This window comes from Oscillibacter acetigenes, assembly GCF_025567605.1.
In the GTDB taxonomy this organism is placed as follows: Bacteria; Bacillota; Clostridia; order Oscillospirales; family Oscillospiraceae; genus Oscillibacter; species Oscillibacter welbionis.
This window is the reverse complement of the sequence record NZ_JAOQKG010000002.1, coordinates 494,954-515,253: the sequence shown is the minus strand read 5'-3', so window position 1 is coordinate 515,253 and position 20,300 is coordinate 494,954. Positions and strand designations below refer to the sequence as shown.

General features: G+C 63.0%; 20 protein-coding genes and 1 riboswitch. Of the genes, 4 read left to right on the top strand and 16 right to left on the bottom strand.

Going from position 1 to position 20,300, the window contains the following annotated elements; all coding sequences use genetic code 11:
- From OCV80_RS06360 to OCV80_RS06315, 10 genes are all read right to left on the bottom strand, one after another.
- Nucleotides 1–575 (bottom strand): YcbK family protein (locus OCV80_RS06360; RefSeq protein ID WP_267288289.1); only part of this gene is annotated, 575 nt, incomplete at its 3' end.
- Nucleotides 572–760 carry a hypothetical protein gene (locus OCV80_RS06355; RefSeq protein ID WP_021749732.1) on the bottom strand — a complete coding sequence of 63 codons (189 nt, stop codon included), beginning with the start codon at nucleotides 758–760 and terminating at the stop codon, nucleotides 572–574. The genes OCV80_RS06355 and OCV80_RS06360, both read right to left, overlap by 4 nt.
- 1 nt (nucleotide 761) lies before the next feature.
- Nucleotides 762–1,097, bottom strand: a complete 336-nt coding sequence (locus OCV80_RS06350) for a hypothetical protein (RefSeq protein WP_136891556.1) — start codon at nucleotides 1,095–1,097, stop codon at nucleotides 762–764.
- A gap of 35 nt (nucleotides 1,098–1,132) precedes the next feature.
- A complete protein-coding gene (locus OCV80_RS06345) occupies nucleotides 1,133–1,429 on the bottom strand; it encodes a hypothetical protein (protein WP_025544505.1) in 297 nt (98 codons plus the stop codon).
- Between the two features lie 27 nt (nucleotides 1,430–1,456).
- Nucleotides 1,457–1,873: a putative ABC transporter permease gene (locus OCV80_RS06340; protein WP_025544504.1), complete on the bottom strand. Its 417-nt coding sequence runs from the start codon at nucleotides 1,871–1,873 to the stop codon at nucleotides 1,457–1,459.
- A 300-nt stretch (nucleotides 1,874–2,173) separates the two neighbouring features.
- Nucleotides 2,174–5,719 carry a pyruvate:ferredoxin (flavodoxin) oxidoreductase gene (gene nifJ, locus OCV80_RS06335; RefSeq protein ID WP_136891555.1) on the bottom strand — a complete coding sequence of 1,182 codons (3,546 nt, stop codon included), beginning with the start codon at nucleotides 5,717–5,719 and terminating at the stop codon, nucleotides 2,174–2,176.
- A gap of 177 nt (nucleotides 5,720–5,896) precedes the next feature.
- A complete protein-coding gene (locus tag OCV80_RS06330) occupies nucleotides 5,897–7,060 on the bottom strand; it encodes a UxaA family hydrolase (RefSeq protein WP_021749725.1) in 1,164 nt (387 codons plus the stop codon).
- A 16-nt stretch (nucleotides 7,061–7,076) separates the two neighbouring features.
- Nucleotides 7,077–7,367, bottom strand: a complete 291-nt coding sequence (locus tag OCV80_RS06325) for a UxaA family hydrolase (protein WP_021749724.1) — start codon at nucleotides 7,365–7,367, stop codon at nucleotides 7,077–7,079.
- Nucleotides 7,368–7,412: 45 nt separating this feature from the next.
- Nucleotides 7,413–8,393 carry a 2-keto-3-deoxygluconate permease gene (locus OCV80_RS06320; protein WP_021749723.1) on the bottom strand — a complete coding sequence of 327 codons (981 nt, stop codon included), beginning with the start codon at nucleotides 8,391–8,393 and terminating at the stop codon, nucleotides 7,413–7,415.
- 323 nt (nucleotides 8,394–8,716) lie between these two features.
- Nucleotides 8,717–9,490, bottom strand: coding sequence for an IclR family transcriptional regulator (locus OCV80_RS06315; protein ID WP_021749722.1), 774 nt, complete (start codon nucleotides 9,488–9,490; stop codon nucleotides 8,717–8,719).
- Between the two features lie 264 nt (nucleotides 9,491–9,754).
- Here OCV80_RS06315 and OCV80_RS06310 point away from each other — a divergent pair, with 264 nt between their 5' ends.
- Nucleotides 9,755–10,648 carry a dihydrodipicolinate synthase family protein gene (locus OCV80_RS06310; protein WP_267288288.1) on the top strand — a complete coding sequence of 298 codons (894 nt, stop codon included), beginning with the start codon at nucleotides 9,755–9,757 and terminating at the stop codon, nucleotides 10,646–10,648.
- Nucleotides 10,649–10,733: 85 nt separating this feature from the next.
- Here the strand turns inward: OCV80_RS06310 and OCV80_RS06305 are convergent, their stop codons facing one another.
- The 4 genes from OCV80_RS06305 to dapA all read right to left on the bottom strand — a co-directional run bounded on the left by OCV80_RS06305 (nucleotide 10,734) and on the right by dapA (nucleotide 14,150).
- Entirely contained in the window at nucleotides 10,734–11,684 is a 951-nt protein-coding gene (locus OCV80_RS06305; protein WP_021748597.1) for a ComEC/Rec2 family competence protein, read from the bottom strand.
- Between the two features lie 161 nt (nucleotides 11,685–11,845).
- On the bottom strand, nucleotides 11,846–12,547 hold the full coding sequence (dapD, locus tag OCV80_RS06300; protein WP_021748598.1) for a 2,3,4,5-tetrahydropyridine-2,6-dicarboxylate N-acetyltransferase: 702 nt from the start codon (nucleotides 12,545–12,547) through the stop codon (nucleotides 11,846–11,848).
- Entirely contained in the window at nucleotides 12,547–13,266 is a 720-nt protein-coding gene (gene dapB / locus OCV80_RS06295; RefSeq protein ID WP_021748599.1) for a 4-hydroxy-tetrahydrodipicolinate reductase, read from the bottom strand. The genes dapD and dapB overlap by 1 nt, the downstream gene beginning before the upstream one ends.
- Nucleotides 13,263–14,150, bottom strand: coding sequence for a 4-hydroxy-tetrahydrodipicolinate synthase (gene dapA / locus OCV80_RS06290; protein ID WP_036629911.1), 888 nt, complete (start codon nucleotides 14,148–14,150; stop codon nucleotides 13,263–13,265). Before dapA ends, dapB begins: the two co-directional genes overlap by 4 nt.
- 121 nt (nucleotides 14,151–14,271) lie before the next feature.
- A riboswitch (Lysine riboswitch) is annotated at nucleotides 14,272–14,439 on the bottom strand.
- 177 nt (nucleotides 14,440–14,616) lie between these two features.
- Here dapA and OCV80_RS06285 point away from each other — a divergent pair.
- Entirely contained in the window at nucleotides 14,617–15,717 is a 1,101-nt protein-coding gene (locus OCV80_RS06285; protein WP_036628267.1) for a M20 metallopeptidase family protein, read from the top strand.
- Nucleotides 15,718–15,790: 73 nt separating this feature from the next.
- Here OCV80_RS06285 and OCV80_RS06280 read toward each other — a convergent pair whose 3' ends face one another.
- Both OCV80_RS06280 and OCV80_RS06275 read right to left on the bottom strand, forming a co-directional pair.
- Nucleotides 15,791–16,345, bottom strand: coding sequence for a hypothetical protein (locus tag OCV80_RS06280; protein WP_025545012.1), 555 nt, complete (start codon nucleotides 16,343–16,345; stop codon nucleotides 15,791–15,793).
- Nucleotides 16,342–16,902: an RNA polymerase sigma factor gene (locus OCV80_RS06275; RefSeq protein ID WP_025545013.1), complete on the bottom strand. Its 561-nt coding sequence runs from the start codon at nucleotides 16,900–16,902 to the stop codon at nucleotides 16,342–16,344. Before OCV80_RS06275 ends, OCV80_RS06280 begins: the two co-directional genes overlap by 4 nt.
- Nucleotides 16,903–17,086: 184 nt before the next feature.
- On the opposite strand from OCV80_RS06275, the gene OCV80_RS06270 reads away from it, so the two are divergent.
- Nucleotides 17,087–18,934: a hypothetical protein gene (locus OCV80_RS06270; RefSeq protein ID WP_021748605.1), complete on the top strand. Its 1,848-nt coding sequence runs from the start codon at nucleotides 17,087–17,089 to the stop codon at nucleotides 18,932–18,934.
- Between the two features lie 146 nt (nucleotides 18,935–19,080).
- On the top strand, nucleotides 19,081–20,217 hold the full coding sequence (locus OCV80_RS06265) for a pyridoxal phosphate-dependent aminotransferase (protein WP_267288287.1): 1,137 nt from the start codon (nucleotides 19,081–19,083) through the stop codon (nucleotides 20,215–20,217).
- Nucleotides 20,218–20,300: the final 83 nt, after the last annotated feature.

Here is a 20,300-nt window from a genome sequence, read left to right as displayed (position 1 = left end):
AGCTGCTGCCGGGTGACGGGCTGGGAGAGCATCAGGTTCCCCGCCTCGCTGCCCTGCAAAAGGCCGTTTTCCACGGCCCAGGCCACTGCTTCCTCCGCATACGCGCTGGGGATGTTGTCCATGACTGCTTCCTCCTTGGGCCGCCAGCCGGGCCAGCCGGAGACGGCCACCTCCCGTCCGCTCCGCTGGTCCCATCTGGCTCGTGCGGTCCGGGTGTCCACATGGGTGAAGGTCTGATAGACGCCGATCCCACCGTGTCCGCCCAGATAGTATTCCGCTATCTGCCCCACCAGCAGGGGCGAGGCACCGCTCACCTGAATATCCGCCGCCCTGCCCAGCAGGTGCTGGCTGGCTCTGGCGCCGCCCACCTTCTGATTGTAAGAAGCGGTGCGGTACCCGCTGTTGACGGTCACCGCCCCGCAGGCGGCAGTGCGGATCCGCTCCAGCAGCTCCACCAGATCCGTGTCGATCTTCACCAGGTCTGCCCCGTCCCGGCAGGCGAACTCCCGCACCCGGAAGTGGGGGGACAGCAGCTTGTCCCCCTCCCGGGCAAGGCTGTATGTCCCCACGCTCATTCCCGGGCCCGCTTTTCCGCCTGCGTGCCGAAGTAAAAAGCGATCACCACGGTGAACACGGTCAAGAACTGCTCCGCGGTCACCCGGCCCGTTCCGGCCATGGCAGCAAATACCGCCGTCAGAATCACCGTCACCAGACTCTTCACCGTCAGCAGGCTGGCCAAGCGCTGTGTCAGCAGCTCCATCTCAGTCCTCCTCCGTCAGCACATCGCCCCGCAGGCGGTATCGCTTTCCGGGCATATAGACATAGGCGGTCTCCTGGCCCATGTCCACGTCCACCGTGCGGCCGTTCACCACATGGACCTTTTCCAGGCTGCCCACACCGTGGTCCAGAATGCCCCAGCCGTTGGCCTCGTCCGGCGTCTCTCCCGCCCGGGTCTCCAGCAGCTCCCGGGCGGAGAAGAGATTGCGGGTGGGGTCCAGGGTGAGCCCGCACCCCAGCTCCTTCAGGGCCTTGTTGGCCTCCTCCAGAGTCTTCTCTCCTCTGGTGTAATCGTACAGCACTTCCTCCAGGGTTTTCATCTTATGTACCATCCTCTCTCCGGGTCCTGCCCGGCTCAAATTTTACTGACGCTGTGGGCCGCCTCGCTGCGGACGAAGCCGATATACGCCGTGCGGGCCGTCTCCGCTGCACGCATGGCCTCCTCCACGTCGCCGTTGGTATGTTGACCCGCCAACTTTTTGGCCGTGGTCAGGGACAACGAACAGGTGGCGTACATCAGATCCATAGCCAGCCTGCTCTCCGTAGCCCGGCGCGCTGCCCGGGCCTCTGCTCGCCTGGCACTCTTCCGGGAGCGGTATTCCGCCCCAGCCGCCAGTACGGTAGCCGCTCCGGCGATCAGCGCGCAGAGCACCTCCGTTCCGATCCTGCATCCCTCCTCTCAGATCCAGCGGTAGTGGGGCCGCTCCTCTTGAAACAGCCAGTGCCGCATCCAGTCGAACAGCACGATGGCGGTCCCCGCCAGCACCACCCACAGCAGGGCGTACTTCAGGCACACCTGTCCCCACAGGTTCCCCGGCAGGCGGGAGTAGTCCCAGATGTCCAGCTTCAGCCAGACGTTCAGGATCAGCCCGGCTCCCAGCTCCGCCAAGGTAATGACGCTGCCCCCGATCAGCGCCTGGAGCCACAGGGGCCGCTCCCAGGCCATGTGCTCGTTGGCCAAATCTAGCGGCAGACTCAGCATCGCCGCCAGCAGAAACATGCTCCAGTGGGTGTGCCCCCGCCAGATCAGCTCCACCATGCAGTAGAGATCCCCGCCCATCAGCGATAGGATCAAGGCCTTGTGCCATCTCTTCACGTTCGTGTCCTCCCTGCTCTGAAATTCGCTTGGCTTCAACCGCTATCGTGCCTTTCCGGCGGCTCCGCTATGCATAGCCGGAGCCGTCAACCATATCCTTTATTTCCCGGCCGGCGCGCACGGCGGCGTGCAACGCGGCGGAAATTTCTTTTCCCGCCTTCCTCTCTTCCAGGTTATATGCATCTCTCCCTCCGCTCACCACAAAAAGCGCCGCGGGCAGGAATGCCCGCAGCGCAGAGAAAACGCCCCGGCGCCGTAACCGGCGCCGGGGCATCTGTATTTGATCTGTTCCTTCGGAAATCAGTCCTCCGCCATCTTGCGGTACTTCTGGTACCGGGCCTTGACGTCGGCGATCTCCTTCTGGTACAGGGCGTCCGCCCGCTCGGGGAAGTTGTTCTTCAGAGAGGCGAAGCGGTTCTCGCCCATGAGGAAGTCCATGAGCTTGTCAGTATCGGGCGCGGGAGAGTCCAGCTGGAAGGGGTTCTTGCCCTCGGCGATGCGCCGGGGATCATACCGGTACAGGTGCCAGTAGCCGCACTCCACCGCCTTCTTCATCTCGTCCTGGGTACAGCTCATGCCGGCTTTGATATGCTGCTCCAGGCAGGGGCAGTAGCAGATGACGATGGCGGGGCCGGGATAGGACTCCGCCTCCCGCAGGGCCTTCAGGGTCTGGGCCTGGTCATAACCCATGGCCACCTGGGCCACATACACATAGCCGTAGGTCATCAGGATGGCGCCCAGGTCCTTCTTGGCCACCTGCTTGCCGCCGGCGGCGAACTTGGCCACGGCGGAGGTGGGGGTGGACTTGGAGGACTGGCCGCCGGTGTTGGAGTACACCTCGGTGTCCAGCACCAGCAGGTTCACATCCCGGTTCTGGGCCATGACGTGATCGATGCCGCCGAAGCCGATGTCGTAGGCCCAGCCGTCGCCGCCGATGGCCCAGATGGACTTCTTGGAGAGATACTCACGGTTCTCCAGGATATAGGACACATCTTCGGTCTGCTCGCACTTCTCCAGGGCGGCGATCAGGGCGTCGGACACGGCGCGGGACTTCTCTCCGTCGTTCCAGTTGTTGATGTAGTCCTCGATCTCCGCAGGGGCGATGTCGGCGTCCTTCATGCTCTCCAGCCGGATCAGCAGCTCCTTGCGGATGGCATCCTGAGCGTGGAAGAAGCCGTAGGCGAACTCGGCGTTGTCCTCAAACAGGGAGTGCTCCCAGGCGGGGCCGCGGCCCTGGCTGTCCTTGCAGTAGGGCAGGATGGGCGCGCCGCCGGAGATGGCGGAGGAGCAACCTGCGGCGTTGCCCGCGTACATCCGGTCGCCCACCATCTGGCTCAGCAGCTTGATGTAGGTGGTCTCGGCGCAGCCGGCGCAGGCGGCGGAGAACTGGAAGTACGGCTTGGCGAACTGCATGTTCTTGACGGTCTTGCTGTTGATCACATCCTTCTTCAGGTACTTGTCGTTCATGGCGACCTCGTCGAAGTTCGCCTGTTCGGACTTCATCTCCTCGAAGGGGGTCATCACCAGGGCGTCCGCCGTCTTGTCGCTCTGATTGGCCGGGCAGGCGGTCAGGCACACGCCGCAGCCCAGGCAGTCATAGGGAGAGACCTGCATCCGGAAGAAGTAGCTGGGGGCGTCCTTGCCCAGGCCCTTGGCGGGCACGGTCTCAAAGGACGCGGGCACCTGGGCCTTCTCCTCCTCGGCCAGCAGCACGGGCCGGATGGCGGCGTGGGGGCAGCACATGGCGCAGCGGTTGCACTGGATGCAGCTCTCCGCGTTCCACTTGGGCACCTTGGTTGCCACGCCCCGCTTGGAGAAAGCGGAGGTCCCGTTTTCCCAGGTGCCGTCCAGCACGCCGTGCTTCTGGAACACAGACACAGGCAGCTTGTCGCCCTGCTGCCGGTCCATGGGCAGCACGATGTCACGGACAAAGGCAGAGGCGTTCTTGGGCTCGGCCATGGGAGTGTCAGGCGCGTCCGCCCAGGAGGCGGGGATCTCCACCTTCACAGCGGCGCTGATGCCCAGATCCACGGCCTTGTCGTTCAGATCCACGATCTTCTGGCCGGCCTTCTTGAAATAGGAGTTGTAGTTGTTCTTCTTCATGTCCTCCACGGCCATATCCAGGGGGATGACCTTGGTCAGGGCAAAGAAGGCAGCCTGAAGGATGTTGTTGGTCCGCTTCTCGCCAAGGCCCACCTGCACCGCCAGCTTGGCGGCGTCGATGATGTAGAAGTTGGCGTGCTTCCGGGCCAGGTCCCGCTTCATCTTGCCGGGCAGGCGGGTCTCCAGCTCCTCCGCGCTCCAGGGGCAGTTCAGCAGGAAGATGCCGCCGTCCTTCAGATCCTCGGTGGTGTCGTACTTGTTGACATAGGTGGGGGCATGGACCGCCACAAAGTCCGCGGAGGACACCAGATAGGTGGAGCGGATAGGCTCGTCACCGAAGCGCAGATGGCTCTGGGTCAGGCCGCCGGACTTCATGGAGTCATAGGAGAAATACGCCTGTGCGTACTTGTTGGCCACCAGGCCGATGGTGGAGATGGCGTTCTTGTTGGCGCCCACCGTGCCGTCGCCGCCCAGGCCCCAGATCTTGCAGGAAACCTCGCCGGGATGAGGCAGCTCCACCTCCTTGTAGTCCAGAGAGGTGTGAGTCACGTCGTCGTTGATGCCGATGGTGAAGCTGTTCTTGGGATTCTCCAGCTTCAGATTGTCATACACGGCGATGAACTGGCCCGGGGTGGTGTCCTTGGAGCTGAGACCGTACCGGCCGCCCACCACACGGATGTCGCCGCGGCCCGCCTGATTCAGGGCGGTGACCACGTCCAGATACACGGGCTCGCCCACGGAGCCGGTCTCCTTGGACCGGTCCAACACGGCGATCTTCTTCACCGTGGCGGGGATGGCCGCTGCGAAGTGCTTCACGGAGAAGGGCCGGTACAGGTGGATCTGCACCATGCCCACCTTGCGGCCCTTGGCGTTCAGGTAGTCCACGGTTTCCTTCACGGCCTCGCTGGCGGAGCACATCACCACGATGACCTCCTCCGCGTCAGGCGCGCCGTAGTAGTTGAACAGCTTGTAGTCCCGACCGGTGAGCTTGTTAATCTCGTCCATGTAATGCTGGACCGTGTCAGGGATGGAGGCGGCCTTGACGTTGGCGCCCTCCTTGCACTGGAAGTACACGTCGGGGTTCACGTTGTTGCCCCGGTTGGTGGGGTGCTCCGGGTTCAGGGCGTGGCGGCGGAACTCCTGCAGGGCCTCCTGGTCTACCAGAGGACGCAGGTCCTCATAGTCCAACGCCTCGATCCGCTGCATCTCATGAGAGGTGCGGAAGCCGTCGAAGCAGTGCATGAAGGCGTACTTGCCGCTGATGGCGGACAGGTGGGCCACCGCGCCCAGGTCCATGGCCTCCTGGGGGCAGGAGGACATCAGCATGGCGTAGCCGGTGGTGCGGCAGGTCATGAAGTCGGTGTGATCGCCGAAGATAGAGTGGTGGTTGCTGGTCACCACGCGGGAGGCGATGTGCATGACGCTGGGCAGGAATTGGCCGCCCATGGCGTACATGGCTGGGATCATCAGCATCAAACCCTGGGAGGATGTAAAGGTGGTGGTCAGAGCGCCGGCCTGCAGGGAGCCGTGGCAGGTGCCCGCGGCGCCGGCTTCAGACTGCATCTGGATGACGTCCACCGTGGAGCCGAACAGGTTCTTCCGCCCCTTGGCGGACCACTCGTCCACCTTCTCCGCCATGGGAGAGGACGGGGTGATGGGATAGATCGCCGCGACCTCTGTGAACGCGTATGCCACATGGGCCGCGGCCGTATTGCCGTCCATGACGGCAAATTTCTTTTTCATCGGTATACTCATCTCCTGTTATAAAATGCGCCGCATTTCCCTGCGGCGATCCCGCCCGGCAGATGGGTGGGTGCTTGTGAAAAGCCGCGGCGGCACGATAAGGGGGGATTTGCATATCGTACCGCCGCGGCTGCATGATGGATTCTCTTTACTTCTATGCGCGACGTCCAGCAGAGCTTACACGAAGTTGCACACGCGAGCGATGGCCATCTCGGTATAACCCAGAGACTCGGCCTTGGTCTGCTTGCCGCAGGCCACTTCCTGCGTGAGCTTCAACAGCTCCTGCCCCAGCTCCTCGATGGTCTTGGTACCGTAGATCAGGGGAGAGGCATCCACATCGATGTTGTCAATCATATTGGCGTAGGTCAGCTTGTTGCCGGTGATCTTGATGACGGGGGCCAGGGGATTGCCGGTGGGGGTGCCGCGGCCGGTGGAGAACACCACAATCTGGGCGCCGCCGGCCACCATGGCCGCCACAGAGGAGGGGTCGTTGCCCGGGGTATCCATGATGACCAGGCCCTGCTTGGCCTCCACCTGCTTGGCGTAGTCATAGACCGCCATGACAGGGCTATGGCCGCCCTTGTGGATGCAGCCCAGGGACTTCTCCTCCAGGCAGGTCAGGCCGCCGGCCTTGTTGCCGGGAGAGGGGTTGCCCTCACGGACTTCCTCGCCCACCAGGCGCAGGGAGTCCTCATAGCGGTGGACGATCTCAAAGATGCGGTCGTGAACCTCCTTGTTGATGGCGCGGCGGGCCAGCAGGTGCTCGGCGCCGATGAACTCAGTGGTCTCAGACAGGATGGAGGTGCCGCCCTCCTTGACAATCAGGTCGCTGAGCTGGCCGATCAGGGGGTTGGCCGCCAGGCCGCTGGTGGGGTCAGAGCCGCCGCACTCCGTGCCGATAATCAGCTCGGACATGGGGAACTCCTCCTTCTGCAGCAGGGAGGCCTCCTCCACCATCTCCTTGGCGTAGCGGACGGCCATGTCGATGGCCTTCAGGGTGCCGCCGGCCTCCTGGATGATGACCTGCTTCAGGGGCTTGTTGGTGCGCTCCTGGATGGCCTTCACCACCAGGTCCATCTGGCAGTTCTCGCAGCCCAGGGACACCACCACGGTGCCGTAGACATTGGGGTTGGCGGCATAGCCGGCCATAACGTCCATGGTGAACTGCTGGTCGGGAGCCACCTGGGAGCAGCCCAACTGGTTGTTGAAGGTGACGGAGCCCACCACCTGCTGGGAGATGATACGGGTGGTATCAGAGGCGCAGACACTGGCAGGCAGGATCAGGACCTTGTTGCGGACGCCCACGCGGCCGTCCGGACGCTTGTAACCGTAGAAATTCATACTCGTATCCTCCTTCTCAGCCCTTGCTGTCCAGGTTTTCCCGGTGCTCTTCCAGGTTGTGGCAGTGCACGTGCTCGCCGGCCTTGATGTCCCGGGCCGCCAGGCCGATGTGCTCGCCGTACTTGACGATGGGCTGGCCTTTGGCGATGTCGCAGGCAGCCAGCTTGTGATAGATGGTGATGTCCTCCGCCGCAGTCAGGCGCTTCTCCTCGCCCGCGCACATGTAGGTGACGGTCTCGCCCTTCTTCACGGGCTCGATGGCGACCACCACGTTGTCCACGGGCTCAACGATCATGCCGTTCAACATAATGTAATACTCCTTTCGTTCCTCAACGAATATGTGTAATGGGGATCAGTGCTTCTCAAACAGGGCTTTCTGTGCCTCGTCTTTCGGGAACTTGGGGCAGCCGAACTTCTTGGCCCACCAAGAGGTAATGATGGGGACCAGAATGGCGGTCAGGATGGCAGACGCCGCCACCTGAGAGGTGGCCACATCCGCCCACTGCGCCCAAGAGGGATCCGCCTCGGCGATAACGGCGGGCACTGCCACAGCGTTGCCTGCGGTGGTTGCCACAGCCCAGCCGGCATAGCCGGGACGGCGGCTGATGAAGCGGTCGCACAGCACAATGAAGGCGCCGCCGATGAGGCAGGTGACAAGGCCCAGCAGAATGCCCTGCGCGCCGCCCTTGGCGATGTTGGTCAGGTTCATGCCAGCGCCCAGGCAGAAGCCCACAAAGGGCAGCAGGATGGTGCCGGCGGGGGCCAGGAAGTCAGACAGGTCCTTGTCGATGTTGCCCAGGATCATACCCACCAGGATGGGGCCGATAGCAGCCACAAGGGCCATGAAGGGGATATCGGCCAGGCCGCCGATGCCCATAGCGATCATGGTCAGCATGGGGCCGTCGTTGATGGCCAGCAGAGGCATGGCCGCCTGGTCCACGGTGTCACCGTAGGAGTTCATCAGGGCCAGATAGATGGAGCCGTTGGAGTTCGTGACGGCGGAGATGATGGCCAGAGAGCTCAGGCCCAGCACACCGGTGGGGCCGAACACCTTGCCCACCACAATGCCGATGGCGGCGCCGATGACGAACTTGGAGATCAGCAGCACACCGCCCCGCTTGACAACGCCGCCCATGTCCCGGACCCGCAGCGTGGTGCCCAGGCAGAACAGCTGGATACCGATGGCGGTGTTGGCGCCGGCACTGGTGAAGACGGCGGTGGTGAAGGAGCCGATGTTGGTGACCTCCGGAAGGAAGGTATTGATAATCGCGCCGAGCAGCATCGGGACGACCATCATACCTGCGGGGATCTTTTTCAGGAATCGCATGATCATGGTCTTTCTTCCTCCTCAATTTGTTTGCTGGGGGGGCAGAGGGCCTCTCCCCTGGCCATTTGCGAGCATTCCCCGCATGAGCGGCCGATCATGCGGGCCGTCACACCAAAGGGATTTATCTTAAAAAAGCCCCGTTGTCAGGGACTCTGGCCACGGATCCTGTCCCAGCCGCCGGACGGCTCTGGGACCGCACACAGATCTCCGTGCAAGAGGGACACCAAGACAGACTCTTGTCAGCGCGGCGCCCTTTTCTGTTCCTTATGTCGAACTCAGTTCTTATTTTGGAATTTTCGGTCGCATTATATCATGCCGTTCCCAGTTTGTCAATTCTCAGACAAGCCAAAGTTTCGCGTTTCGGCCAGCTTTTCGATCTCCGCCTGGGCAGTCAGGAGACTGCGGCGGACCAGCTCGATCTTCTCTTCCCGGCAGCGGAAGAGCGGTACGGAGATGCTGAGAGCCGCGAACACCGTTCCCTTCCGCCGCAGCGGCGCGGCCCAGCAGGCCAGCTGGTCCGTGGATTCCTCCCGCTCCATAGCCAGTTCCCCGCGCCGGACCGCCTCCAACTGGGCCAGCAGGGTCTCTACATCCGTGATGGTCTGCTCTGTCAGCCGGGGCAGGCCCCCGGCATACAGCGCCCGCACCTCCTCGTTCGTCAGGCCGCTGAGCAGAGCCTTGCCGACGGCAGTGGCGTTGGCTGGCAGGCGGGTCCCCACCCAGGAAATCAGCCGGATGGGCTGGGGAGAATCCTCCCGCGCCACATACAGCACCCTGTCTTGGTCCAGAATGCCCATCTGGCATGTCTCCTGGCATTTGGAAGCCACCTCCTTCATCACCTGGGTAATGGGTGCCAGCCCCCGGTCCGCCGAGAAGGCCGCTCCCAGCACCAGCGCCCGGGGACCCATAGTATACCGGCCCGTCCCATCGTCCTGCCGGAGGTAGCGCCGCTCCTCCAGCGTATGTACGATGGGAAACAGGCTGCTCTTTGGGGCATCCAGGGCCTGTGACAATTCCGTTAGCGTCAAGCCCTCCTCTGAGCCGGACAGGCTCTCCAGAATATCCAAAACCCGGGCTGTGGCCCGATGCTGTCCCTGTGTCATATCGTGCTCCTTCCACGCCGGCACTCTCCGCCGCCGATTGATTCCTCCAGGCCGATCATATCAGATGCCGCTTCGTTTGACAAGCGGGCATGCGCCGCCGCCCTGTTTTCCAACCGGCGGGATTTTACCAGATCTCCTCTTGACATTCAGCGCCGTTTTGTTATACTAAAGCCTGTTTTTCGCGCCCCGCCCGTGCGTTTTCAAAATCTCACCCCGCGGGTTTGGAGCCGGCGGTCCCGGGGCCGTATGAAGGAGGACTTTTCTATGAACGCAGCATATCTGACGCCGGCCATCACACTCTTCAACGAGGATGGCACGCTGGACCTGGCCAGCCAGGAGCGTCTGTTCAACAATCTCATCGACCAGGGCGTAGACGGCATCCTGGTGGAGGGCAGCAGCAGCGAGTTTTTCGCCATGCCCATGAACCAGCGCCGGGAGATGGCCAAATTCGCCATCGAGAAGATCGACCACCGGGTGAAGCTGATCATCGGCACCAGCCACATGGTAGCGGACGAGATCATCAGCTTTTCCAACTTCTGCCTGGACGCAGGAGCCGACGCCGTTATGATCCTGCCGCCCTACTACTTCCACTTCGGCCCCTCCGCTCTGCTGCAATACTATGACCGCCTGGCCGAGCAGATTCACGGCGATATCTACATCTACAACTTCCCTGACAACACCGGCTACACGATCCCGCCTGAGACGGTGCTGGCTTTGTCCAAGATGCACCCCAACATCGTGGGCATGAAAGACACCGTTCCCGGCATGGACCACACCCGGGAGCTCATCAAGGTCGTCAAGTCCCAGATCCCCCAGTTCGAGATCTACTCCGGCTTTGACGACAACTTCGCCCACAATGTACTCTCCGGCGGCAACGGCTGCATCGGCGCCCTCAGCAACGTGGTGCCGGAGATCTGCGCCGCCTGGGTCCGCGCCTTCCGGGAGAACGACCTGGCCGGCATCGCCAGAGGCCAGCAGACCATCGACCGTCTGATGGACCTGTATGCCATCCGCAGCCCCTTCCTGCCCGTCATCAAGGAGGCCTGCCGCCTGCGGGGCATCGCCGCCACCAGTGCGGGCACCTTCCCCATGCCCAGCGCCACGGTGGAAGATGACGCCAGAATCCTGGAGCTGCTGAACCGGGAGGGCGTGCAGTAATCTGCTCCCCCCCTGAAGCCGCACCGCCCCAGCCGCCGTTTTCAAAACGGCGGCTGGGGCGGTCTCTTTTTTATCAGAGAACTCCTCATGGCAGCTCTATATGGACGGACGTGTGGAACACCGGCTCCACCAGGCCGGGGATCTCCACCGCATCGGTGAAATGGACATCTTCCGTGAATTCCTTCAGCAGGGAGACGATATAAGGATGGGGCCGCTCGTCCGGACGTCCGGCGGCCACGCAGACCACGGCGGCTTTCGGCTGGAGCAGCCGCAGCAGCTTCCGGGTGGTGGAGGACAGGGAGGCATGGTGGGGCACCTTCAGGATGTCGCAGGGGGTGGCGGTCTGCGTCTCCCACATGTGGGCGTAGGCGTCGCCCCCCAGAACGATCTCCTTCCCATGGTAGTACAGCCGCTGGCGCAGGCTGGAGACGTTCATGGACTTTCCCCAGTGAATCAGGTCATAGCCGTTCCGCTCCCCCCGGAAGGCGGCGTCGTACACCGCTCTCTGCCGGGGGTACAGGGCGGGCTCGCCGAACAGGATGTCCATGGTGAGGTCGTCCGTCAGCCGGAGACACTCCATCCGGTCCCCCGGCAGCTCCTTGATCCGGCCGATCCGGTCTCCGTACCGCCGCAGGGGGCCGGCGTACAGGTCCATACACCGCAGCACGTTCCGCGCTGCCTTGGGCAGGCCGTTGTCTCCGTCCGGGTCCAGAGGGCCGGAATCGGCGGGGGGCGCATAGGGGGTCAGCAGCTCGCCCACAGTGACGGTCTCCAGCACCCGGCCCAGACCACCGATGTGGTCCCGGTGGAAGTGGGTGACCAGCAGGATATCCAGATGCGCCACACCTTGACTTCGCAGGAAATCCCCGGCAAAGATCCGGCAGGAGCGGGGGTCCTCCACCGGCGGGTGGTCGTCCCGCTCCAGGCTGTCGTGGCCGCAGTCCACCAGCATGGAAAAACGCAGCCGTTCCCCCTCCATCTCCCGGACCAGGATGGAGTCGCCGTTGCCCACGTTGATGAAGTCCAATACCAGCATGTCCAGCCCCCCTGTTCGATTGTTGCTATTACAATATCACAAGGCGCCGCCCCAGGCAATCGAAACCGCAAACGATTGCCGCCAAATTTTTGTCTTAAATTTTGACGTTCTGATAAAAGGGACCCTGCGGCACAACGCCGCAGGGCCGCTTCTTCTCCAGTTCACAGGCTCCGCAAGGCGTCCACCAGGGCGGTCTTTCCCTCCGTCCGGGCGTCCTTCATCTTGATGATCCTGGCGGGGGTTCCGGCCACCACCGCGTTGGGAGGGACGTTCTCCGTCACAACAGCGCCCGCGGCCACCACAGCCCCGGCGCCGATCCGCACCCCCTCGATCACCACGGCGTTGGCGCCCACCAGGACGCCGTCCTCCACCACTACCGGGGTGGCGGAGGCGGGCTCCACCACCCCGGCCAGCACGGCTCCGGCGCCGATGTGGCAGTCGTCTCCCACCGTGGCCCGTCCGCCCAGGACAGCCCCCATGTCGATCATGGTGCGTTTGCCCACCACAGCACCGATATTGAGGATGGCCCCCATCATGATGACGGCACCCTCGCCGATCTCCACCTTCTCCCGAATGATGGCCCCGGGTTCGATCCGGGCCTTGAGATCTTTCAGGTCCAGCAGGGGCACGCCGGAGTTCCGGCGGTCGTTCTCCACCACGCAGTCGGTGATCTTCTCCCGGTTGTCCTCCAGGATGGGCGCCAGCTCGGCCCAGTCCCCAAAGACGATGCGGCTCTTTCCCTCACCGAACACTTCAGCGGATCCGAAGTCCACCGGAGCCGACAGGTTGACGTAAATCTTTACTGGGGTCTTCTTGGGGGAATCTGCGATATAGTTGATGATTTCCTGTGCATTCAAAGCCATCACGCTCCAAACAAGATTTTTTGCAGGTCATAGACCCCTTTGGGCCGCCCAGGCAGCAGCCGGGCGATGTGCAGGGCCCCGTTCACAAAGATCTGGCGGCTGGCAGCCCGGTGGGTCAGCTCCAGTTCCTCATCCGGCCCAAAGAAATGGACCGTGTGGGTCCCGGCCACGGTGCCGCCCCGGAGTGCGTGGATGCCTACCTCATCCTTCTCCCGGCGGCCGCAGTTCCCCTCCCGGCCATACACCGGCCGCAGGCGGTGCTGGGGATCGACAGCTTCCAGCAGCAGCTTTGCGGTGCCGCTGGGGGCGTCCGCCTTCTGGCTGTGGTGGGTCTCGGTGATCTCGATGTCAAAATCCGGCCCCAGCACCGGGGCGATGACCTGCAGGGCCCGGGCCAGCACCGCCACCCCCAGGGAGTAGTTGGCGCTCCACAGCACCGGGGCCGCAGAGCCCAGGGCAAAGAGACTCCCCTTCTCCGCCTCCGTATACCCGGTGGTTCCAGAGAGGAGTGGCGTCCCCGTCCGGCGGACATAGGAGGCGACCTCCGGCAGAGCCTCCGGGCGGGAAAAATCCATCACCACGTCCGCTACACGCCCCAGTCTGCCCAGCTGGCCCAGATCGTCCCGGCCGAAGACGGCCTCAATCTCATCCCCGGCGGCCGCAGCGGTCTCCCGGATCAGCGTCCCCATTTTGCCCCGGCCGATCAAAATGATCCTCACAGCAGTCCCGCCTCCTCCAGCGTCCGGCGGAGTGTGGCGGCGTTGGCCTCCCCCATCTCGCACAGGGGCAGCCGCATGGGACCCACGTCCAGCCCCATCATATTCATGGCGGCCTTCACCGGGATGGGGTTCACCTCCAGGAACAGGTCGTTCATCAACTGCAGGTACCGCAGGTGGTTCTCCAGGGCCCGGGCATGGTTCCCGTCCAGCCAGTCCGCCACGATCTGGCGGCACATGGCGGGCATCACGTTGGCGTAGACGGAGATGACGCCGCTGCCGCCGATGCTGAGGATGGGCACAGTGATGTCGTCGTTGCCGGAGTACAGGGCGAAATCCGGTCCCACGCAGCGAGCGATCTTCATGGCGTAGGACATATCGCCGCTGGCTTCTTTGATGCCGGCGATGTTGGGGTGCCGGGCCAGCCGTTCCACCACGGAAACCGGGATGGAGCAGCCTGTACGGCCCGGCACATTATAGAGGATGCAGGGAATGTCCACCGCGTCCGCCGTCTCGGCGAAGTGGCGGTACATCCCCTCCGCGTTAGCCTTGTTGTAGTAGGGGGAGATCAGCAGCAGGGCATCCGCCCCCATGGACTGGTACAGCCGGCTCTTCTCGATCTGGGTGACAGTGCAGTTGGAGCCGCTGCCCACCATCACCGGCACCCGGCCGTCCACCACCCGGATGGTGTGCTCCACCACAGCGGCATCCTCCTCATGGCTCATCGTGGAGTATTCGCCGGTGGTGCCCAGGGTCAGGATGCCGTCGGTACCGGCGGCGATCTGCCGCTCCAGCAGCTCTGTCAGCATATCGAAGTTGACGCTGCCGTCCTGGCGGAACGGGGTGACCATGGCGACAATGGAACCTTGCAGATGTTCAAATTTCATGTGAGTGTCCTCCGTCTTTCTTTTTGTCCGTTGGTTGAAGCAACAAAAAAGTCGGTAGAGACACGCCCCTACCGACAGCTCTTTCACACCTCTGCACCCATGCAAAAAGCGGAGTTCCCTGTAAGCGGATAGCGCCCCCGCGGAAAATTCCGCGGACAGTCCCGTGGGTATTCCCCACGGACCCACCCCCTGCCCATACCTGACCAGGGAGTTCGGCGGACTTGCCTCCCCCACGATCCTCGCCCGTCGGCTCCCATGGTCTCGTCGCATCCGCGCCTCTATCTCATTTTCTGGTATCATACCATTACATTCTCCCTTTTGGCAAGGGAAAAAACGGAAAAAAGCGCGTCTGGCAGTCCCGTTTCCTTGTCAAAAGGGACGAAAAATCCCGGTTCCTCTGGTCACCCGACCGTGTCTGTGGTATGATATGATTATTAATGTCATCTCAGAAGGGGAGGTCCTGTCCATGTCCGCCGTCGATTACCGCCGTGCCCTGCACCGCATCCCGGAGCTGGATAACCAGCTGCCGGAGACGGTTCAGCTGGTCCAGCGCATTTTGGCCCCGCTGCCCTGCCGGGTGTTCTCTCCCATCACCGGCAGCGTCTGCGCCTGGTTCGACGCAGGGAAGAGCGATGCCGTGGCATTTCGGGCGGAGCTGGACGCGCTTCCGGTGACGGAGGCCACGGACCTGCCCTACGCCTCTGTCCATCCCGGGCGGATGCATGCCTGCGGCCACGATGCCCACACCGCCATGGTCCTGACCCTGGCGGAGTATGCGGCGGAGCATCTGGCCGAGCTGCCCCGGAACGTGCTCTTCCTCTTCCAGCCGTCGGAGGAGACCACCGGCGGCGCCGGAAAGCTGTGTGAGAGCGGCGTGCTGGAGCGCTACCGGGTCCGCCGGATCTTCGGCCTGCACCTGTGGCCCGGCCTGGAGGCCGGGACCATCGCCTCCCGCCCCGGCCCGCTGATGGCACGGTCCAACGAGGTCACCGTCACCGTAGAAGGCCGCAGCGTCCACATGTCCCGGGCGGACGAGGGGCTGGACGCCCTGACGGCGGGCATCTCCTACCTCCAGCGGGCCTATGACATGATGGAACAGCTGCCCCCGGACCAGCCCCGGGTGCTGCGGTTCGGCAAGATGGTCTCCGGCACAGTCCGGAACGCCATCAGCGGCCGCACCGTGCTGGAGGGGAGCCTGCGCACCTACCGGGAGGACACCTTCCGTTTCTGCCGTCAGCAGCTGAAGGACATCGGCCGGTCCGTGGCAGCGGAGACCGGCTGCAGCCTGGACGTCCACCTCAGCGAGGGTTACCCCGCCGTGTGGAACCACGAAGAGCTCTATCAGAAGATCGCCGCCCAGCTGGGCGATAACGCGCCGACCCTCATGGAAAAGCCGGTGCTGGCGGCGGAGGACTTCTCCTTCTACCAGCAGTATGTGCCGGGGCTGTTCTTCTTCCTGGGCACCGGGGATACCCCCCAGCTTCACGCCCCGGACTTCACCTTTGATGACGAGGCCGTTCTGCCCAGGGGCGTGGAATTTTTGAAAAAGCTGCTGATGCTGCCGTGAGGACAGGCTCATACGCAAAAGGCCGCCGGAGGGGATCCCCTCCGGCGGCCCTGCTTTCTCTTTCCGCCCGCGGTCAGTTTGTTGTCTCCGCCTCGTAGCGGACATAGGCCATATAGGTGGTTCCGGTCCCCTCATCCCAGCAGCTCTGATAGACATAGATCTGCCCCGGCCGCTCCGGGTCGGCATAGTAGGGACAAAGCTCCCCGGTGTCCGGCAGCTCCGCCTCTCCAGCGTAGGAGAATCCCTCCGGGCACGCCTCTGGATGGCGGCCCACGCCGCCTGCCTGCACATACACCGTGCCATCCACCGTGACAGTGATCGCCGCTGTCTCCGGCTCAGAATCGTCTGTGCCGTCTGCTGCACCGTTCACCGTTCCGCCGGACTCACCGACCTCCGCCGTGTCCTCCGTGACGGCAGAGGCGCCGCCGCTTCCAGTGGCTCCGTCCCCCATGTTCATCTGTGACAGGAAGAATGTGGAGCCCACGATCATCAGCGCCAGGCAGGCCGCCACCGCGCCGGTCCAGGGGAATTCCCGCTGCTTGCGGTACGAGGCGGGCGGCGGCGCGGCCTCCCGGATGAACGCATCCCGGATATCTCCCACAGCATCCAGCAGCTGTTCCCTTGTCATAGGGTGAATCCCTCCCTCTCCAAGTGTTCCTGCAGGTCCTGCCGCAGGCGGAACAGCGCCGCGGAGACCGTCCCCCGCCGCCTGCCGCTCCAGGCGGCCAGCTCCTCCACGGAGCAGAGATACCAGTACCGACGGACAAACAGCACCCGTTTCTCCTGGGGCAGGGATTCCAAAAAGCGGTTCAGGCTCTCCGCCAGGGCGGCGGCCTCCACCTCCTGTTCCACGCCGCCGGAGGCGGGCAGGCAGTCCCCCAGCTCCGTCAGCGCCAGTTCCGCCTGTCCCTGCCACCGCTTCTGGGCCCGCAGGGCCCGCCAGCGGTCCAGGGACAGGTTCCGGGTGATCTTCCCCAGGAACGTATCCAGCCTGCCGGGGCGGCTGGGCGGCATGGCCTCCCAGGCCCGCAGCCAGGTGTCTCCCACGCACTCCTCCGCGTCCTCCCGCAGGGCCAGGATGCGGAAGGCGATCTGGTAGCAGTAGCCGCCGTACTTGGCGCTGCTCTCCGCAATGGCCGCCTCGTCCCGCTCCCAGTACAGCTCCACGATCCGGGCATCCTCCAATGCCGTCCCTCCTCTCCACTTCTCTACACGCAGTTTCCGCACAGAGCTTACATGTTGTTTTGATTTTACCATAATCTTTTCGGAATCGGAATGGTGTTCTGACGGGAAACCTTGATTTGTTCACACTTTTCCTGTATCATGGGTTTCAATTCGGCCCATCTGAAAAAGGAGGAATTGGGTTTTTATGCCATTTTCATTTGACTTCGGAGGCTTTGACCCCAGTGCTTTCGGCGGTTTCAGCGGCGGGGACGCCTCCCAGCCCCAGCGTCCCAAGCGGGAGCGGAAGCCCCGCAAGGCCATTGGCAACGCCTTCACGCGGACGCTCATCAATCTGGGCGTGACGCTGCTGTTCGGCCTGGGGTACTTTTACTTCGAGCTGCCCGCCCTGAACTTCCACGCGGAGGAGTTCTATGTCTTCGTGTTCCTGCTGTGCGCGGTGTACTGCGTGTGCGCCGTGCTCACCTCCGGCTTTCAGGGGGAGGGCGTGAAGGGGTACTTCGGCTTTGTGAAAAAGCAGTGCACCATCCCCTTCCTGGTCCTGGTGGCTCTGATCGCCGCCATCATCATCGGCGGCCTTACCTCTTGGGTGGTAATCCGGGCCGGAAGCTACAGCAAGCTGCTTTCCATCAAAGATGGTGATTTTGCTTCCGAGGTGGAGGAGATCTCCTACAATCAGATCCCCATGCTGGACGAAGACTCCGCCGCGCGCCTGGGCAGCCGCAAACTGGGCGAACTGGCGGATATGGTCTCCCAGTTTGAGATCCTGCCCTCCTACACCCAGATCAACTACCAGGGTCGCCCGGTGCGCGTGACTTCCCTGGCCTATGGAGATCTGGTCAAGTGGTTCACCAACCGCTCCGCGGGCCTGCCCGCTTATCTGATTATCGACATGGTGACCCAGGAGGCGGAAGTGGTCCGCCTGGACGAGGGGATGAAATATACCACCGCCGAGCATTTCGGGCGGTATCTGCCCCGCCACCTGCGGTTCCACTATCCCACATATATGTTTGCCGATCCGGTGTTTGAGATCAATGAAGAGGGCGAGCCCTACTGGGTCTGCCCCCGCATGGTGAAGACCATCGGCCTCTTCGGCGGCACGGACATCCAGGGGGCCGTTCTGGTGAACGCCGTTACCGGGGAGAGCCAGTATTATGAGGAGGTCCCCAACTGGGTGGACCACGTCTATGACGCGAATCTGATTATGGAGCAGTACGATTATTACGGAATGTACCACAACGGCTTTATCAACTCCATTTTCGGCCAGCGGGATGTGACGCACACCACAGAAGGCTACAATTATATTGCCATCGGGGATGACGTGTATATGTATACCGGTGTCACCTCTGTGACATCCGACCAGTCCAACATCGGATTCATCCTCTCCAACCAGCGGACCAAGGAGACGCACTTCTATTCTGTCGCCGGCGCCACAGAGGCGTCCGCGCAGGCCAGCGCCATGAGTCAGGTCCAGCAGATGCGTTACGTGGCCACCTTCCCGTTGCTGCTGAACATCGCCGACCAGCCCACCTACTTCATGTCCCTCAAGGGTGAAGACGGTCTGGTGAAGATGTACGCCATGGTGAACGTCCAGCAGTACAACATTGTAGAGACCGGCAGCACCGTAGCGGAGTGCGAGGCCAATTACCGCCGGGCACTGGCCGACAGCGGCCTCATCTCCGACGGGGATGCGGAGGCTGTTCCCTCTGACCAGGAGGAGATCAGCGGCGCCATCGCTGAGATCCGCACCGCTGTGCTGGACGGCAATTCCTACTACTTCCTGCGGCTGGAGGGACAGGACACCTTCTACGCCGTCAACGCCGCGGAGAACCCCCTGGCGGTGATCCTGAATGCCGGGGATCAGGTGACTATCGCCTACACCGCAGGGGAGGGCGGCGGCATTCTCTCCGGCACCTCCGTCGCCCGGGCCGGAGAGACCCCCGTGACCTTCACCCCGGAGGAGGCGCCAGCTGATGCCCCCGCCGAAACGGGCCAGCCGGCAGAAGATGCTGCCTCTTCCAATCAGCCCACCTGAAAATGCAGTCTCCCAGCAGGCCCCGCCGCAGATTGCGGCGGGGCCGCTTTCTTTTCGGTGCCTCCCTTTTTGTGGAAACTGCCGTTGACATCCCTTTTTTATCCGGATATACTGAATTTCATGAACAAAAAGGAGCGTGAAAATCCATGGACCTGACTCTGAACAATGCCGTTATGGGCGTGGAGCTGTCCGGCATCCGGCAGTTCACCTATCTGGTGCGGGATACCCCCGGCGCCTGCGCCCTGACCATCGGCGAGCCGGATCTGAACACCCCCGACGTCATCAAGGAGGCCGCCAAGGCCGCTCTGGACGCCAACGATACCCACTATCCCCCCGGCAACGGCTATCCCTACGCGCTGGAGGCCATCTCCAAATTCGAGGCCGAGGCCCATGGCCTCCACTACGCCCCCAGTGAGATCATCCTGACGGTGGGCGCCACGGAGGCGCTGTTCGCCTCCTTCTCCACCATCCTGAACCCAGGGGACGAGGTCATCATCCCCACCCCTGCCTTCGGCCTGTATGAGGCGCTGGTCCAGCTGCAGGGCGGTGTGCCCGTCTCCCTGCCCACAGAGCACAACCACTTCCAGATCGTGCCGGAGGAGCTGAAGGCCGCCATCACCGACAGGACCAAGGCCATCATCCTGACCTCCCCCAACAATCCCACCGGCTGCGTCTACACCAAGGAGACCCTGGACGCCGTCCACGCCATCCTCCGGGACAAGCCCATCTTTGTCCTGTGCGACGATGTGTACCGCACTCTGACCTACTGTGAGGACTACCACAGCTTTGCTGAGTACCAGGACATGCGGGACCGGATCATTGTGGTCCAGAGCTTCTCCAAGCCTTATGCCATGACCGGCTGGCGCCTGGGCTACTGCATGGCGGACGCCAAGCTGATGGACCGGATCCAGGTGTTCCACCAGTACTGTGTCACCTCCGTGCCCTCCTTTGTCCAGCGGGCCTGCGTCACGGCCCTGGAGACGGACACCAGCGATGTGGTGGAGATCTTCCGCAGGCGCCGGGACTACGTCTACCAGCGCCTGGTGGACATGGGCCTGGACGCGGAGAAGCCGGAGGGCGCCTTCTACATGTTTGTGGACATCCGGAAGTTCGGCATGGACTCCAACACCTTCTGCACCCGGATGCTGAAGGAGGGCCTGGTGGGCGTCATCCCCGGCATCCACTTCGGCACCGAGGGGTTCATGCGCCTGAGCTACTGCTACTCCGACGCGGACCTGAAAGAGGGATTGGACCGGATCGAGAAGTTCATCAAGAGCCTGTAAACGCGCAAGAAGAGCCGCGGGATCAAACTCCCGCGGCTCTTTTGATTGGTCAGAGCATCCAAGCCTCTCAGCCGGACTGAGCG

Bases quoted from the DNA above. Each gene is read 5' to 3' on its own strand.
- OCV80_RS06270 (WP_021748605.1), top strand. From the start codon at position 17,087: ATGCCATTTTCATTTGACTTCGGAGGCTTTGACCCCAGTGCTTTCGGC.
- OCV80_RS06285 (WP_036628267.1), top strand. From the start codon at position 14,617: ATGTCCGCCGTCGATTACCGCCGTGCCCTGCACCGCATCCCGGAGCTG.
- OCV80_RS06305 (WP_021748597.1), bottom strand. From the start codon at position 11,684: ATGCTGGTATTGGACTTCATCAACGTGGGCAACGGCGACTCCATCCTG.
- OCV80_RS06320 (WP_021749723.1), bottom strand. From the start codon at position 8,393: ATGATCATGCGATTCCTGAAAAAGATCCCCGCAGGTATGATGGTCGTC.
- OCV80_RS06265 (WP_267288287.1), top strand. From the start codon at position 19,081: ATGGACCTGACTCTGAACAATGCCGTTATGGGCGTGGAGCTGTCCGGC.
- OCV80_RS06355 (WP_021749732.1), bottom strand. From the start codon at position 760: ATGGAGCTGCTGACACAGCGCTTGGCCAGCCTGCTGACGGTGAAGAGT.
- nifJ (WP_136891555.1), bottom strand. From the start codon at position 5,719: ATGAAAAAGAAATTTGCCGTCATGGACGGCAATACGGCCGCGGCCCAT.
- dapD (WP_021748598.1), bottom strand. From the start codon at position 12,547: ATGGCTTTGAATGCACAGGAAATCATCAACTATATCGCAGATTCCCCC.
- OCV80_RS06280 (WP_025545012.1), bottom strand. From the start codon at position 16,345: ATGACAAGGGAACAGCTGCTGGATGCTGTGGGAGATATCCGGGATGCG.
- OCV80_RS06315 (WP_021749722.1), bottom strand. From the start codon at position 9,490: ATGACACAGGGACAGCATCGGGCCACAGCCCGGGTTTTGGATATTCTG.
- dapA (WP_036629911.1), bottom strand. From the start codon at position 14,150: ATGAAATTTGAACATCTGCAAGGTTCCATTGTCGCCATGGTCACCCCG.
- OCV80_RS06310 (WP_267288288.1), top strand. From the start codon at position 9,755: ATGAACGCAGCATATCTGACGCCGGCCATCACACTCTTCAACGAGGAT.
- OCV80_RS06325 (WP_021749724.1), bottom strand. From the start codon at position 7,367: ATGTTGAACGGCATGATCGTTGAGCCCGTGGACAACGTGGTGGTCGCC.
- OCV80_RS06350 (WP_136891556.1), bottom strand. From the start codon at position 1,097: ATGAAAACCCTGGAGGAAGTGCTGTACGATTACACCAGAGGAGAGAAG.
- OCV80_RS06330 (WP_021749725.1), bottom strand. From the start codon at position 7,060: ATGAATTTCTACGGTTACAAGCGTCCGGACGGCCGCGTGGGCGTCCGC.